8 protein-coding genes are annotated in these 15,821 nt (G+C 73.7%); 1 reads left to right on the top strand and 7 read right to left on the bottom strand.

Annotation, left to right across the window (positions count from 1 at the left end; all coding sequences use genetic code 11):
* Window positions 1-70 precede the first annotated feature (70 nt).
* Window positions 71-1,897, bottom strand: a complete 1,827-nt coding sequence (locus tag OG550_RS03625; protein WP_327674407.1) for a non-ribosomal peptide synthetase — start codon at window positions 1,895-1,897, stop codon at window positions 71-73.
* Window positions 1,894-7,983 carry a polyketide synthase gene (locus tag OG550_RS03620; RefSeq protein WP_327674405.1) on the bottom strand — a complete coding sequence of 2,030 codons (6,090 nt, stop codon included), beginning with the start codon at window positions 7,981-7,983 and terminating at the stop codon, window positions 1,894-1,896. The genes OG550_RS03625 and OG550_RS03620 overlap by 4 nt, the downstream gene beginning before the upstream one ends.
* A gap of 1,200 nt (window positions 7,984-9,183) precedes the next feature.
* On the opposite strand from OG550_RS03620, the gene OG550_RS03615 reads away from it, so the two are divergent.
* Complete coding sequence (locus OG550_RS03615; RefSeq protein ID WP_327674403.1) at window positions 9,184-10,530, top strand: MFS transporter; 1,347 nt, start codon at window positions 9,184-9,186, stop codon at window positions 10,528-10,530.
* 117 nt (window positions 10,531-10,647) lie between these two features.
* Here OG550_RS03615 and OG550_RS03610 read toward each other — a convergent pair whose 3' ends face one another.
* The 5 genes from OG550_RS03610 to cysC form a co-directional block, all read right to left on the bottom strand.
* Window positions 10,648-11,238 (bottom strand): hypothetical protein, encoded by a 591-nt coding sequence (locus OG550_RS03610; RefSeq protein WP_327674401.1) that lies wholly within the window; start codon window positions 11,236-11,238, stop codon window positions 10,648-10,650.
* Between the two features lie 13 nt (window positions 11,239-11,251).
* Window positions 11,252-12,223, bottom strand: a complete 972-nt coding sequence (locus tag OG550_RS03605; protein ID WP_327674400.1) for an aldo/keto reductase — start codon at window positions 12,221-12,223, stop codon at window positions 11,252-11,254.
* A 434-nt stretch (window positions 12,224-12,657) separates the two neighbouring features.
* The gene (locus OG550_RS03600) at window positions 12,658-14,010 is read right to left on the bottom strand and encodes a sulfate adenylyltransferase subunit 1 (RefSeq protein ID WP_327674398.1); all 1,353 of its coding nucleotides are present in this window, start codon (window positions 14,008-14,010) and stop codon (window positions 12,658-12,660) included.
* Between the two features lie 2 nt (window positions 14,011-14,012).
* Window positions 14,013-14,945, bottom strand: a complete 933-nt coding sequence (gene cysD, locus OG550_RS03595; protein WP_327674396.1) for a sulfate adenylyltransferase subunit CysD — start codon at window positions 14,943-14,945, stop codon at window positions 14,013-14,015.
* On the bottom strand, window positions 14,942-15,493 hold the full coding sequence (cysC, locus tag OG550_RS03590) for an adenylyl-sulfate kinase (protein WP_327683681.1): 552 nt from the start codon (window positions 15,491-15,493) through the stop codon (window positions 14,942-14,944). The genes cysD and cysC overlap by 4 nt, the downstream gene beginning before the upstream one ends.
* Window positions 15,494-15,821 lie beyond the last annotated feature (328 nt).

The raw sequence follows: 15,821 nt of genomic DNA, 5'->3' as shown, positions 1-15,821 counted from the left end.
GCTCCTGCTTCGTGACGGGTGGGGTGGCGCTGCGGAGGGTTCGGCGCCGGAGGGCCCGGCGCCGGAGGACTCAGCGGCCGGTGGTGCCGCCGCCGCGGCCGCGCAGCACGGCACGGCGGGCGGTGGCGCGCCGGCGGGCCGACTCGACCACTTCGGGCGTGGCGCCGCTCTCGTCGTCGAGCCAGCGGGCGAGGGAGGAGATGTCGCGGAAGCTGAAGAGGTCGGGCACGCGGACCCGGCGGTCGAAGCGGCGGGTCATCAGCCGGGCGAGGCGGATGAGCAGCAGCGAGTCACCGCCGAGGTCGTAGAAGGCGGACTGCACGTCGATGCCCGACGGTTCGAGGTCGAGCAGCTGGCCCCAGATCTCCGACAGGGCCACCTCGGTCGGCGTGCTCGCGGGGGTCAGGGGCCCGCCCGCGGCGGCCGGCGGCTCGGGCAGCGCGTTGCGGTCGAGCTTCCCGCCCGGCCCCAGCGGGAGGGCGGGCAGGAACACGAGCGTCGCCGGCACCATGTAGTCGGGCAGTTCGACGGCGAGCCTGCCGGTGACGGCGCTCTGCAGCGCGGCGTCCAACCGGGGGCCGTCCGCCGGGGCCCCGTCGCCCGCGGGCACGACGTAGCCGACGAGCCGGTTGCCCCGGACGGCGGCGGCGGCCTCCCGGACCTCGGGGCAGCCGGTCAGCCGGGCCTCGACCTCCTCCAGCTCGATGCGGTAGCCGCGCAGCTTCACCTGGTGGTCGGTGCGGCCGAGGAACCGGAGCTCGCCGTCCTCGGTGAACGCGACGACGTCCCCGGTGCGGTACATGCGCTCGCCGCTGCGGAACGGGTCGGGCACGAAGCGCTCGGCCGTGGTGCGCGGCCGGTTGACGTAGCCGTGCGCGAGGCCGGCGCCGCCGAGGTAGAGCTCGCCGGCCTCGCCGGGTGGGAGCGGCCTCAGCTCCCCGTCGAGCACGTAGACCCGGTCGCCGGTGGTCGGCGGCCCGATGGTCGGCTCGTCGGTGCCGTCCTCGGGGACGGGGCCGAACGAGCAGAAGACGGTCCCCTCGGTGGGGCCGTAGGCGTTGAACACCCGCTCGGCGCCGGTCTCCCGGTAGGTCCGGTCGGCCAGTTTGCGGCGCAGGGCCTCGCCGCCGAACACGACCGAGCGCACGTTCGGGGGCAGGGCCCCGGCGTCGAGCAGGCCGTTCATCACCGACGGGACCACGTTCAGGTGGGTGATCCGGTCGGCGTACCGGCTCTCCGGCAGGTGGACCGCGCTCTCGACGAGCACGACGGCGCCGCCGCGGCACAGTGCGTTGAAGATCTCCATCACGGACATGTCGAAGCAGACCGAGCTGGCCGCCGAGACCCCGCTCAGGTCGCAGCCCTCCAGCACCCGGTCCATCTCGGTGAGCATCGCCACGACGCCGGCGTGCCGGACGGCCACGCCCTTGGGCCTGCCGGTGGAGCCCGAGGTGTAGATGACGTACGCGGTGTCCTCGGGCACGACCGGCACGGGCCGCGCGCCGGGCTCGGTCGTCACGCCCTCGCCGAGCACGACGACGGTCGGGCCGGCCGGGCAGGCGGCCCGGGAGGCGGGCGTGGTGAGCAGCAGGCGGGTCCCGCTGTCCTGGACCATGAAGGTCAGCCGGTCGGCGGGGTAGTTCGGGTCGAGCGGCAGGTAGCAGGAGCCGGAGCGCAGGGCGGCCAGGATCCCGACCAGCAGGTCGGGGGTGCGCTCGACGCAGATGCCGACCGGGACGCCCGGTCCCGCGCCGTCGGCGACGAGCCGCTCGGCCAGCACCCGGGACCGCTCGTTCAGTTCGCCGTAGGTCAGGACGCCGGCGTCGGAGTAGACCGCGGTCGCGTCGGGGTTCTTGACCGCTTGCGCGACGAACTCGGAGTGCAGGGTTTCGGTCACTGGTCCGTCTCCTCGGGAAGGCCGGTCGGCGCGATGTCGCCGAGGGCCAGGTCGGGTTGGGCGATCGAGTCGAAGAGCACCGTGCGGTACAGCGCGAGCAGTGCCGTCACGGTCCGCCTGTCCAGGTAGCTCGGTTTGAACTGGACGTGGCCGGCCACCTCGCCGTCGATGTCGGCCATCGAGATCTCCAGGTCGAACTTGGCGAGGTGCCGGCGGACCTGGAGCGGTTCGAGGGGCAGGGCGCCGCCGGGCGAGAGCGTGTCGCCGACGCCGTGGAAGAGCTTGACCGACCGGGGGAACGCGTCCGAGGACAGCCAGTTCACGACGACGTCGAACCACGGGGAGCGGCCCTCGGAGCGCGGCGGCTTCAGCTGGGACGCCAGCAGGTCGAGCGGGTAGTTCATGTGCTCCAGGAGGCCGAGCGAGAAGGCGTGGACCTCGCGGAGCAGGTCGCGGAAGCTGCGCCCGGCGGCGGGGTTGGCCCGGACCAGCACGGTGTTGAGGTAGTAGCCGATGGCGGACTCCCAACCGGGCTCGGAGCGTTGGGCGATGGCGGTGGCCAGTACCGAGTCCTCGGTGCCGACCGCGCGGTTGAGCGTGGCGAAGAATCCGGCGAGGACGACGGTGCTGACCGACACGCCCTCGCGGACCGCGAACTCCCGCAGCAGGCGCGTCTCCGCGGCGCTCCAGCGGAACGCGAGGTCGCGGCCCTCGTAGGTGACGCCCGGAGGCCGCTCCTTGCTGGAGAGGTCGAGGCGGGCGGGCGGGTCGGCCAGCTTCGCCGACCACCAGTCCAGGGCCGCGCCGGCCGCCGGCCCCGCCAGCCACTGCCGCTCCCAGGCGACGAACTCCGTGTACGGGGCGGCGGGCGCGCTGCCGGCGGGGTCGGCGCCCTCGTAGTACTCCTGGAGTTCGCGGATCATGACGTCGGCCGACGCCGCGTCCGAGGCGATGTGGTGGACGAGCACCAGCAGGTAGTGGTCGGCCGGACCGCGCGTCAGCAGGACGATCCGCACGATCGGCCCGAAGTCCAGGTCGAGCGGCTCGTGGCCGTGGCGGGCCAGCTCCTCGCGGGCCTGCTCGTCGTCCAGACCGGAGCCGTCCACCGCGACGAACTCGTAGACCGGCTCGTCCAGGATGACCTGGTACGGCCTGCCGCCCGCCTCCACGAAGAGGGTGCGCAGGGCGGGGTGCCGCTCCAGCACGGCCCGCACGGCGCGTTCCAGTGCCTTCTCGTCGACCGCGGCCCGGATCCGGGCCGTCACCATGAAGTTGTAGGGCACGGCGTCCGGCGCGACCATCTGCATGAACCACAGCGAGGCCTGGCCGTGCGAGGCCGGTGCCAGTTCGAGGCCGTGGCCGCCGGCGCGCAGCTGCTCCGACGCGGGTGCGTCGGTGGCCTCCAGCAGTCCGCGCGCGTCCAGCTCCTCCACCAGTTCCTCGGCGTCCAGTTCGGACAGCTCGTCGAGGAACGTCCGGTCCGGTGCGGGCGCGGGCGCGGATGCGGGTGCGGTGGCGTGGACCGGGGCGGGCGCCTGGGTCGGTGCCGGTGCCGGTGCTGAGGCCGGTGCCGGTGCCGGTGCCGCGGGCGCGGCAGGCCCGCCGAGGAGTCCGACGAAGTGGCCGACGACCTCGGTGATGCTCCGGCCGTCCAGGAACACCACCGGCGACACCCGGTGCCCGAACAGCGACTGCATCCTGTTGACGAGGCGGATCGCCAGCATCGAGTCGAGGCCGAAGTCGCGCAGACCGGCGTCCGCGTCGAACCGGCCCACCGGCACGCCCAGCGCGTCGGCGAGCTCGGCGAGGACGACCTCCGCCACCGGCCGCTCCGGGGCCGGCAGGTCCTCCGCCGGCCGCTGCTCCACCGGGGCGGCCGCGGCCGTGGTGGTGGACGCGGTCGCGGACACGGCACCGACGGCGGGTTCGGCGGCCGGGGCCGGCGAGGGGGCCCGGCCGGGCTCGGTGTCGATCCAGTGGCGGTCCTTCTGCCACTGGACGAGCGGGGTCTCCACGACCTCGACGTCGTCGGCGAACAGGGTGTCGAAGGTCAGCGGGAGGCCCCTGACGTACAGCGAGGCGGCGGCGTCCAGCAGGCAGCGGACGTCGCTCTCCTCGCGCCGCAGGGAGTTGACCGCGTGCACCCGGGCGCCCCGGGTCAGGGCGATCTCCTCGACCGCGCCGCGCAGCGTCTCGTGCGGGCCGATCTCGATGAACGTGCCGATGCCCCGGTCGACCAGCGCGCCGATCGTCCCGGCGAACCGGACCTGGTTGCGCAGGTTGTGCACCCAGTAGTCGACGTCGGTGACCGGGTTCACGGCGTCGGCCAGCGCGGTGGAGTGGAAGTCGATGCCGGGCGTCAGCGGGGTGATGCCGTCGATGCCCTCGCGCAGCGGCTGGAGCAGCGGGTCCATGCCGGGGCTGTGCACCGGCCGTTCGACCCGGATCCTGCGCACCGAGACGCCGTCCCGCCTGAGGTCGGCCTCCAGGGCGTCGACGGCCTCGGGCGAGCCGGAGACCGCCGCGCTGGTGGGGCTGTTGACCACGGCGACGGCCGCGTGGGCGGCGTAGGGGGCGAGCCGGGGCAGCAGCTCCGCCTCCGGCAGGTCGACCGAGATCATGGCGCCCGCGGCGGCCTTGCGCTCCAGCAGGTGCGACCGGGCGACCACGACGCGGGCGGCGTCGTCCAGTGACAGCGCGCCGGCGACGCAGGCGGCCGCGACCTCGCCCAGGCTGTGCCCGACGACGGCGGTCGGCTGGACGCCGAGCCCGAGCCAGACCTTCGCCAGCGACACCTGGAGGGAGAACAGCACGGGCTGCTGGAAGTCCATCTCCTCGTACCTGGCCTCGTCGGCCGGGGCGGCGAGCAGGTCGAGGACCGAGCAGCCGCCGGCCGCGCGCACGGCGGCGTCGCAGGCGTGCATCCAGGTGCGGAAGCCGGCGTGGGAGCGCAGGAGTTCACGGCCCATGCCGACCCACTGGGTGCCGCCGCCGGAGAAGACCAGGGCCACCCGGCGGTCGGCGGCGCCCGTGACCGTGCCCCGGAGGACGTCGGGGTGCGCCTGCCCGGCGGCGACCCGGGCGAGGCCGTCCAGGACGTCCTGCCGGTCGCGGGCGAACAGGGCGATCCGGTGGCCGTGGTGGCTGCGCCGGGCGGAGAGGGTGTAGGCGAGGTCGGCGACCCGCAGGCCCGGATCGCGTTCGACGTGGTTGGACAGCTCGCGGCAGGTGTCGGCCAGCGCGTCCGCCGTGCGGGCCGTGACGGGGACCAGGTGCAGCTGCCCGGCGGGCGCGGTGTCGCCGCGGCCCGGGGCGGTGTGGCGGCCCCGGTCGCCCGCCAGGAACGGGTGGGCGGCGACGGGGAGTCCGGAGGTGTACAGGGCGCCGAGCGAGCCGAGCAGGGTCGCGGCCTCGTCGGCGCCGCGCCGCATCGAGGGCAGGGTGGCCGCCGGCAGGATCTCCGCCACCGACTTCAGCAGGACGGGGTGCGGGCTGAGTTCGACCACCGCGTCGACGTCGTGGTCGCGCAGCCGCGTCAGTGCGTCGACCATCAGGATCTCCCGGCGCAGGTTGTCCGCCCAGTAGTCGGGCCCGAGTTCCGGGCCGTCGACGAGCGCGCCGGTGACCGTCGAGATCATCGGGATGCGGGTGGTCCGGGGCCGGATACCGGCGAGTTCGGCCTTCAGCGGGGCGAGGACGTGGTCGACCAGCGACGAGTGCGGGGCGTGGCCCATCCGCACCCGGTGGTTGGTGACGTCCTCGTCGGTCAGCCGCCGGACGAGGTCGTCGATCTCCTGCGGGGTGCCGGTGACCAGGGTGGAGTTCAGGCCGTTGCGGCCGGAGAGGGTGAGCCCGCCGGTCAGGTACGGCCGGACCTCGTCCGCGGCCTTCATGACCACGATGCCCTCGCCGCGTCCCACGGCCAGCTGCTGGAGGAGCCGGCCGTGGTGGGCGGCCAGCAGGGAGGCGTCCTCGAAGTCGAGCGCACCGGCGACGTGGGAGGCGGCGAACTCGCCGACGCTCTGCCCCAGGACGACGTCCGGTTCGACCCCGAGGGAGCGCCAGAGCTCGGCCAGGGCGACCTGGAGGGAGAAGAGCAGCGGCTGGAAGACGTCCATGTCGTCGAGCCGGCCGTCGGGCGCCAGCAGCTGGTCGACGGGCGAGAAGCCCAGCAGCTCCCGCATCCGCCGGTCGGACCTCATCAGGGAACGGCGGAACACCGGTGCACCGGCCAGCAGTTGCCGGCCCATGCCGACCCACTGCGAGCCGTTGCCCGAGAACAGGAAGGCCACCCGGGGCCGCCGCCCGGCCGTCTCGCCGACGCTCAGCCCGGGGGCGGTCGCGCCGCTGCCGAAGGCGTCGAGCAGGCCCCTGAGTTCGGGCATGTCGCGGGCGGTGGCCGCGAGCCGGAAGGCGCCGTCGCCGGGTGTGCGGGCGCAGAGCGCACGCAGGTCCTCGCCGTCGCGCGCCGCCGCGGCCCGCTCGGCCAGCGCCTCCCGGGAGTCGGCGGCCAGCAGGAGCAACGAGCTCTCGGGGCGCGGCAGTTCCTCGACGGCGACGTGGCAGATCGCGCCGCCGAACCCGAACGAGCTGACGCCTCCGCGGCGGGCGTCGGACCGGCGCGGCCACGGCGTCAACCGGTCCTGGACGGTGAGGTTGTACTCGTCGAACATGATCTGCGGGTTCGGCGCGCTGTAGTGCAGGCTCGGCGGCAGCACGCCGTTGCGCACCGACATCGCGAGCTTGACCAGGCCGACGATGCCGGCCGCCGCCTCCAGGTGCCCGACGTTGGACTTGACGGAACCGAGCCGCAGCGGCTCCGTGCGGCCGCCGCCCAGGACCGCGCCGATGGCGTTGGCCTCGATCGGGTCGCCGAGGGGCGTCGCGGAACCGTGGCACTCGACGTAGTCCACCAGGTGGGGCGCGATGCCCGCCCGCTGGTACGCGGTGCGGAGCATCTTCTCCTGCGCCTGGGGGTTCGGCGCCGTCATGCCGTTGCTCAGGCCGTCGTTGTTGGAGGAGCTGCCCTTGATCAGGCAGTACACGGGGAGGTCGCGCTCCAGCGCCACGCTGAGCGGGGCGAGCACGACGACGCCGGCGCCCTCGCCGCGCACGTAGCCGTCCGCGCGGGCGTCGAACGACTTGCAGCGGCCGTCCGGGGCGAGCGCGCCCATGGCGTCCATGGCGGTGTAGTAGTCGGAGACGAAGCTCAGGTTCACGCCGCCGGCCAGCACCAGGTCGCTCTCGCCCAGCCAGATCGACTGGCAGCCCACGTGCACCGAGACCAGCGAGCCGGCGCAGGCGGCGTCGATGGCCATGCTCGGGCCCTGCAGGCCGAGGACGTAGGAGACGCGGTTGGCGATGATGCCGTCGTGCATGCCGGTCGCGGTGTGCGGGGTGATCTGCACGTCGGGGCCGCGGTAGTGCGCCAGGGCGGCGTAGTCGCCCCAACAGGAGGCCATGAACACGCCGGTGTCGCTGCCGATGAGGCTGTTCGGGGCGATGCCCGCGTCCTCCAGGGCCTCCCAGGACAGCTCCAGGATCAGCCGCTGCTGCGGGTCCATCTGGACGGCTTCGCGGGGTGAGATGCCGAAGAACAGCGGATCGAAGCGGTCGATGCCGTCGATGAACCCGCCCCAGCGCACCCGGTCCCTCAGGAGCTCGCGCCGCGCGGCCGGTACCGGCCCGACGGCGTCGCCGCCCTCGACCAGCAGCCGCCAGAACGCGGACGGGTCCGGCCCCCCGGGGAACCGGCAGCCGATGCCCACGATCGCGACCGGCTCGTACGAGGGGGCGCGGCGCCCGGGGCTCGGGGCGGGCTCCGCGGCACGAGGGCCCTCGACGAGTGCGCGGGCCAGCCCGTCGACGGTCGGGTACTGCCACATCCAGGTGGCCGGCACCTTCCAGCCGAGGAACTCCGACAGCGAGGCCGCGAGGGTCACCGACCTCAGCGAGTCGAGTCCGTACCGGTGCATCGGTGCCGTGCGGTCCACGGCACCCGCCGGCACGTCCACCGACTCGGCGAAGCGGGAGAGCAGGAAATCGGTGACGGCGGACAGGTCTCGCGCTGCGCGCTCTTGGGGCATGGCGACTCCCTCAGCAGGGCGGATGGGACGGGCGGGTGGCGGGTTTCACGGCAGGCCGCGGGCGGCCGTGGGCGGTCACGGCCCGGGGCGGTCGGTGCACGGGCGGCGGGACCCGGGGGCCGCTCGTGCGGAGGCGGGTCTCCGGTCCGCCGCACCGGGGGCGGGGTGGGGCCGACGGGCGGCGGGGGAGACCGGAAGGGATGAAGGGAGCGGGGCGGGGATGAGGGAGCGGGGCAGGGAGGGGGAGCGGGCGGTTGCCTGCGGTGGTACGGCACCGTTCCGACCCGCGGGACGGCTCGTCCGCACCGTCGGCGGTGTCCTGGGTGTGGGGTGAAAAGGCTTAGGGGGGAGGCACGTTGGGGCAGGCCGGCGACCCGTGCCGGGCGTCCGGAGCCTCGGCCGGCGGATGCGCGGACGCGGATGATCTCGACCTGCACATGACATGGGTGGGCTCACGCTGGGGCAATGCCGCTCCTCTCGTGGCGCGCAGGAATGCCCGGGACTCCGGCCGCACGGCTCGGCGGCGCGTGGCGGGGATCAGGGTCTTCGAGGTTGCTCGGGTGAACGCAAAGCAAGAATCAGCAGGTCAACTGTGTAACTGCCGCCGGCGCATATGGCTCTTGACGATCGGTCTGCCGGGCGCTTCCGCTGCCGAGGACTCCGCAGCGCTGGATCTCCCCACCCACCCACGTGCACGAAGAGTGCATCGACCACAGGATTGCGCAGGTTCGGGCGACTGCTCGGGGAGTGGCGAGATTTGATCGCTAAAGTGTCCGGTTCGTTCCCCTCAGAGGTGAGGGCCTGAAGGTTCCATGGGAAGCCCTTTGCGGCCCCGTCCGCGGCCTCGTCCGAGGCGCCTTCCCCGGCGCCTCCCCCGGCGCCCGCGAGGGCCGGGCCGACCGGGGGAAACCGCCGGAGGGTACTCGACCGTCGTGTGCGCACGGGGTGGGGTGGACAGCGGATGAGTGGCCGATGCAAGCTGACCACCATGGCAGTTGAGATTCCTGATACAGCGTCAGTTCGCACTGGCGGCTCCCCGGCCGGACCTTCCCCGCACCACCGAGTACCCGTGTCCGCCCCTCCCGGTGCGCGGTCCGGGGCCACCGGGCCGCAGACTCCCCGGGGAGCGTCCAGCGGGCCGCGGCGCGGCGACCACACCGGCCGGGCCACCGCCGGCTGTCACCGGGACGGCAGGCGCGCATGACCGACACCGTGGTCCAGTCGCTGCACCGTCCGGGCCTCGCACTCGGCGTACTCGCCGGGGCGCTCGCGCTGGACGTGAGCGGTCTCGGAGTGCTCAACGCCGCACTGCCGTCCATCGGAGAGCGCTTCCACTTGGGCGACAGCACGCTCCAGTGGGTCATGACCGCCTACGCCGTCACGTTCGCCGGGTTCCTGCTGGTGGGCGGCCGCCTCGCCGACGTCCTCGGACGGCGGCGGGTGTTCGAGGTCGGTGTCGCCCTGTTCACCGTGTCCGCGCTGGTCGGGGCGGTGGCCCCCGGGACCGGGGTGCTGCTGGGCGCGCGCGCCGCCCAGGGCATCGGCGCCGCCCTGTCGGGGCCGGCCGCGCTGGCCCTGCTCACCGAGACCTTCCCGGCCGGTCCGGCGCGCAACCGGGCCCTCAGCGTGTACGCGGCGGTCGGCGCCGCGAGCTTCAGCGGCGGGGTGATGCTGGGCGGCGTCCTGACCCAGTTCTTCGGCTGGCGCTCGGTGCTGTGGTTCTCGGTGCTGCTGGGGGCGGCCGTGCTGGCCGCGACGCGCGCCGGACTGCCCGACGGTGCCGGGCACCGCGGGCGGCTGGACCTGCCCGGAGCGTTCTCGGGAACCCTCGGCCTCACCCTGCTGATCGTCGGCGTGAGCAGCGACGGCGCTTCGGCGTGGGGCCTGCTCGCCGCGGCGGCGGTCCTCCTGGTGCTGTTCGTCGTGCGGGAGCACCGCACCGACGACCCGGTGCTCCCGCTGGGCCTGTTCCGGATCGCCTCGGTGCGGGCCGCGAGCCTGGCGGCGTTCCTGCAGTACATGGGGTCGGTCGGGATGCTGTTCTTCGCACCGCTCTACCTGCAGGGGATGCTGGACTACTCCCCGTTCGAGTCCGGCCTCGCCCTGGTGCCGATGTCCCTGGCCGTGTTCCTCACCGCCAACTTCGCCACCGGGCGCCTGCTGGCCACGTACGCCCCGCGAACGCTGATGGCGGTCGGACTGGTCCTGATCGGTGTGGGCACCGGGCTGTGGGTGGGCACGCCGGACGACGGGAACTACGTGCTGTACGTGCTGCCCGGCCTGGTGCTCAGCGGCATCGGGCAGGGGCTGAACTTCCCCTCGATGACGTCCGCCGGGCTCGGCGGTGTCCCGGGGGAGCAGCACGCCGTCGCCGGGGCGGTGAACGTCGTGACGCAGCAGATCGGCGCGAGTGTGGGGGTGGCGGTGATGGTCCTGGTCGCGGCGACCACCGACGACCAGCTCGCGGGCTACCACCTCGCCTACCTCACGGCCGCCGCGGCGTGTGTGCTGGGCGCGGCGGCCATCGGCGCCCGCCGGCAGGCGTGAGGCGGTGGGCGCGCGGAGGCAGGCCTGAGGCGGTAGGCATGACGGGGCGGGCCTGACGGGGGCCCGGTGCTGCAGCGGACCGCAGCACCGGAACCCCCGCCGGGTCCCCGCCGTCCGTCAGGACGCGCCGAACCTCAGCTGGAGGCGGGGGCACGGCGCCGCGTCCCCGCCCTCGGGGGGAGGACCCCAGGCCGCGAGCGCGGCGGAGACCCCCTGCGGGCCGGACTCCAGGTAGCAGATCATGTTCACCGGGTACCGGCTGTTGTCGAACATGTAGCGGTCCATCGGCGTCGGCTCCTCACTGATCCGCAGTCCGCGCTCCTCGGGCGGGCCGATCCGGTGCCAGTCCGGATGCAGGTGCACCGAGCCGAGGATCTCGACGCCGTCGCGGTCCGCCTGCCGGTGGATCCGGAGCAGGTCCTGCGAGCTGCACCAGAATCCCCGGCGCGGGTTCCGGTAGGCGGCTCCGAAGCACGGCCCTATCGACCTCGCGAACTCCTCCAGCGCCTGCGGGTCGGTGGCCCGGACGTTGGTCGCGAAGTGGGTCGAGGTGACGGCGGCGACACCGTCGACGACGGTCCCCAGCAGGAGCGCGAAGCAGGAGGGCGGATCCTGGGGGGTGCAGGCCTCGTACTCGTCGCGCGCCACCGGGATGAACGACTTGAGGGCGTCGAACCCGATCACGACGGTGTGGGGGGCGGTGGACACGGCGACCCCGCCCTCAGCCGGCGTGCGCACGGCGGTCCGCCTCGGTGGTCCGCGACGCCAGGTCCAGCGCCCGCAGTTCGGCCGGGGAGAGTTCCAGGGTCGCGCCCGGGACCAGGTCGGCGAGCTGCTCGGGCGTCCTGCTGCTGGCGAGCGGGGCCACGACGTGGGGCTGTGCCCTCAGCCAGGCCAGCGCGACGGCCGCGGGGGCGGTGCCGTGCTCGGCGGCGACCGAGTCCAGGACCCGGACCACCGCGCGGCCGCGGGCCGTCTCGCCGTACGGCCGTGCCGCGTCGCCGCGGATGCTCGTGACGGCCGGCGCGCCCTCGCGGTACTTGCCCGTCAGGAAGCCCTGGGCCAGCGCGAAGTACGGGACGCAGGCGATGCCCTCGCGCTCGCAGACCGGGGCGATCCCGCTCTCGAAGGGCTCGCGTTCCATGAGGTTGTAGGCGGGCTGGACCGCCACGTACGGGGCGAGGCCCGCACGCCTCGACACCTCGACGGACTCGGCCAGCCTGGCGCCGCTGAGGTTCGATGCGCCGGTGTGGCGCACCTTCCCCGCCGTGACCAGCTCGTCGAGGGCGGTGAGGGTCTCCTCCAGGGGGGTGCCGGGGTCGTCCGCGTGGGTGTAGTAGAGGTCGATGCGGTCCGTCCGCAGACGGCGCAGGGACTCCTCCACCGCGCGGTGGACGACCTTCGCGGTGAGCCCGGACAGTCCGTTCAGCCGGCCCACCTTGGTGGCGATGACGAAGCGGTCCCGCCCGCCGCGCGCGGCCAGCCAGTCGCCGATGACGGACTCGGACTCCCCGCCGGTGTTCCCCGGGGCCCACTGGGAGTAGGAGTCGGCGGTGTCGATGAAGTTCCCGCCCGCTTCGGCATAGGCGTCGAGAATGCGGAAGGACGTCTGCTCGTCGACGTTCCATCCGAAGACGCTGCCGCCGAGACAGAGGGGAAAGACGTCGAGATCGGAATGAGCTATGGAAACCAATGGACGCTCTCTGGATTCATGCCGGTCCCAAGGGTGGTCGGTTCCGGTGCGGAGGGTGGGAGCGGGGGGCGCGGCTCGTCGACTTCCCACGTCGTCCCCACCCGAGGGGCGGCCGACGCCCCTCTGACATCAATGTCCAATGAACGGCGAGTGCTTGATCACCGGTCAGGCGCGGAAACCGATACTACCGTCCGATCCCGTTCGTGCGATTATTTCGGCTGGATTTCGCCGTGGCCGAAAATGCACGCCCATCCCGATCCGTACGGACGGGAGGACACCGTCATGTCCGATCGATTCGACGGCGAACAGGCGACCCCTCCGGTCCCGGCGAAGGAGGAGGAGCGGTGTCCGCCCCGGGGCCGTCCGTCACGCCGCACCGGCCGCGTGCCCCGCCAGGGCGGGGCACGCGGCCGGTGGGATCCGAGAGCGAGGGCCTAGAAGTCCCACCCGTCCGCGTCGGAGCCCGACGCCGCCGCGGAGGCCGCCGACGCCGGCGCCGCGGCCGCGAACGAGTCGCCCACCATGCCGGCGGCCAGCGTGGTGCCGTCCGCCGGGTCGATCAGGAGGAACGAGCCGGTCCGCCGGGAGTCCGCGTAGGAGTCGACGGCGAGCGGGTCGGCGGTGCGCACCCTGACCCGGCCGATGTCGTTGGCGACGAGCCGGCCGGGCCGCGGGTGCTGGGAGAGGTCGTCGAGCGTGAGCCGCGACGGGATGTCCTCGACGATCGCCTTCACGGTGCGGGTGGTGTGCTTGAGCAGCACCCGCTGGCCGACGGTGAGCGGCGCGTCCGCGACGTGGCACACCGTCGCGTCGATCTCCCTGGTGATCCGCGGCGGCCGCGGTCCGGAGGTGAGCATGTCGCCGCGGCCGACGTCGATCTCGTCGGCGAGCCGGACACTGAGCGAGGAGCCCGCCGACACGACGTCCGCCGACTGCCCGAGGAGGTCGAGCGCCGCGATGGTGGTGACCCGGCCGGACGGCTGCACCGTCACCGTCTCGCCGACCCGGAACCGGCCCGTGAGCAGCTGGCCGGCGTAGTGGCGCTCCCCCTCGTGCCGGATCACCACCTGGACGGGGAAGCGGGAGGAGCCGCCCGCCGCCCCGTCGCCCACCTCCACCGACTCCAGGTGCTCCAGCACGGTGCGGCCGCCGTACCAGTCCATCCGCGCGGACGGTTCGACGACGTTGTCCCCGCGCAGCGCCGACACCGGGATGGCGGTCACCTCGGGGACGCCCAGCTCGGTGGCGTACGCCGTGAACTCCCGGGCGATCCGCGCGAACACGGGCTCCCGGTAGTCGACGAGGTCCATCTTGTTGACCGCGAGGACGACGTGCGGGACGCGCAGGAGGGCGGCGATGGCGGCGTGCCGCCGGGTCTGCTCGACGACGCCGTTGCGGGCGTCGACCAGGATGACCGTCAGCTCGGCGGTGGAGGCGCCGGTCACCATGTTCCGGGTGTACTGCACGTGGCCCGGCGTGTCGGCGAGGATGAACCGCCGCCGGGAGGTGGCGAAGTAGCGGTAGGCGACGTCGATGGTGATGCCCTGCTCGCGCTCGGCGCGCAGCCCGTCGGTGAGCAGCGCCATGTCCGGCCCCTCGGCGCCGCGCGAGCGCGAGGCCTGCTCCACGGCCTCCATCTGGTCGGCGAGCACCGACTTGGAGTCGTACAGCAGGCGCCCGACGAGCGTGGACTTGCCGTCGTCGACGGATCCGGCGGTGGCGAACCGCAGCAGGGTGGTGGCCGGCGGGGCGGCCGGGTCACCGGCGGTGGTGCTGTCGCTGCTCATCTCTAGAAGTACCCTTCGCGCTTGCGGTCTTCCATCGCGGCTTCGGAGAGCTTGTCGTCGGCGCGGGTGGCGCCCCGCTCCGTGAGGCGGGACGCGGCGATCTCGGCGATGACCTTCTCGATGGTCGTCGCGTCCGAGTCGACCGCGCCGGTGCAGGACATGTCGCCGACGGTCCGGTAGCGGATCAGCCGGACCTCGACCGTCTCGCCGTCCCGCGGTCCGCCCCAGTCGCCCGCGGTCAGCCACATGCCGCTGCGCCGGAAGACGGGCCGCCGGTGCGCGTAGTAGATCCCGGGCAGCTCGATCTTCTCGCGGGCGATGTACTGCCACACGTCCAGCTCGGTCCAGTTGGAGAGCGGGAAGACGCGGACGTGCTCGCCGGGGGCGTGGCGGCCGTTGTACAGCTGCCACAGTTCGGGGCGCTGGCGGCGCGGGTCCCACTGCGAGAACTCGTCGCGCAGCGAGAAGACCCGTTCCTTGGCCCGGGCCTTCTCCTCGTCGCGCCGCCCGCCGCCGAACACCGCGTCGAACCGCTCGGTCCGGATCCTCTCTGTCAGCGGCACGGTCTGCAGCGGGTTGCGGGTGCCGTCGGGGCGTTCGCGCAGGACGCCGCGGTCGATGAACTCCTGTACGGACGCGACGTGCAGGCGCAGCCCGAGTTCGGCCACGACGCGGTCGCGGTAGTCGATGACCTCGGGGAAGTTGTGCCCGGTGTCCACGTGCAGCAGCGAGAACGGCACCGCCGCCGGTGCGAACGCCTTCAGCGCCAGGTGCAGCATGACGATGGAGTCCTTGCCGCCGGAGAACAGGATCACCGGCCGCTCGAACTCACCCGCCACCTCGCGGAAGATGTGCACCGACTCGGACTCCAGGGCGTCCAGGTGACTGAGGACGGGGGCGTGGTCCGCGAGCAGGTCGGCGTGACCGGAGTTCATATCAGACGCCTTTCCACCAGGAGGCGCAGCAGTGCCGACGCGGATTCGGCGACCGACTGCTCGTGTGCGGGGATGCGCAGGTCAGGCGCCTCCGGCGCCTCGTAGGGGTCGTCGACCCCGGTCAGTCCGGTGATCTCCCCTGCCGCCTGCTTGGCGTACAGGCCCTTCACGTCGCGCTCGGCACAGGTGCCGGAGGGCGTGGCGACGTGGATCTCCAGGTACGGGGTGCGGGAGGTCGCGTGGCGTTCCCGCACGGCCTGCCGGCTGTCCGCGTAGGGAGCGATGGCCGGGACCAGGACCAGCACGCCGTTGCGGGCCAGCACCTCCGCGACGAGCCCGATGCGCTGGACGTTCGTGTGCCGGTCCTCGCGGCTGAAGCCGAGGCCCGAGGAGATGGTCAGGCGGAACTCGTCACCGTCGAGGACCTCCACCCTGTGCCCCTCGCCCCGAAGGCGATCGGCCACGGTGCGGGCGATCGTCGTCTTGCCCGAGCTGGGCAGTCCCGTCAGCCATACCGTCGCACCACACTCGCACTCGCGCCTTGCCAGGTCGGTTCGCAGCTCCGTTTTCACCTGCGTGTCGCTCTCTTTCTCGTGGTCCAGCGTTGTCTTCCCGCGGCGGGTCGACCCGTCCGAGGAGCGGTCCGGCGCCGTGTGACCCGGTCCGGGGGCGGGGGAGTTCCCACCGGCCCGCCCGGCCCGGGCGTCCGTGCGGACGGGGTCACGGTCCGGGCGGCGGCGGACGGTGCGCCCCGCCCGTACAGGTGCCGCGCGTACAGCTGCCGCCCGTACCCGCCCGGCCCGTACCCGCCCGGCCCGTGCGCGCGCCGCCGACCCGCGCCACGGCGTCCGTGGCCGCCAGGGGCGCGGCGGCCGG

Source organism: Kitasatospora sp. NBC_00458, assembly GCF_036013975.1.
GTDB lineage: Bacteria > Actinomycetota > Actinomycetes > Streptomycetales > Streptomycetaceae > Kitasatospora.
Note: the sequence above shows the minus strand (reverse complement) of the source record. Positions and strands in the feature narration are given on the sequence as shown.